This is a genomic window from Vibrio marinisediminis (assembly GCF_014050145.1).
GTDB lineage: Bacteria > Pseudomonadota > Gammaproteobacteria > Enterobacterales > Vibrionaceae > Vibrio > Vibrio marinisediminis.
This window is the reverse complement of record NZ_JACFYF010000342.1, coordinates 1-235: the sequence shown is the minus strand read 5'-3', so window position 1 is coordinate 235 and position 235 is coordinate 1. Positions and strand designations below refer to the sequence as shown.

Annotated in this window: 1 pseudogene; it reads right to left on the bottom strand. The window is 63.0% G+C overall.

Going from position 1 to position 235, the window contains the following annotated elements:
* Positions 1-235 (bottom strand): annotated as a pseudogene (locus H2O73_RS24295) (F0F1 ATP synthase subunit alpha); the annotation flags it as partial.

The window sequence follows — 235 nt, the reverse complement described above, 5'->3', positions numbered from 1 at the left end:
CCTTGATGTCCCGGTCCGAGCCGAAGATCACGACACCCACATTGTCGATTTCGAGGTTGAGGGCCATCCCGCGGATGCCGCCCGGGAACTCGACCATTTCACCGGCCTGCACGTTGTCCAGCCCGTGGACCCGTGCAATCCCGTCGCCGACGCTGAGCACGCGGCCCACCTCGGCGACTTCGGCTTCCTGGCCAAAGTTCTTGATCTGCTCCTTGAGGATCGCAGAGATTTCGGC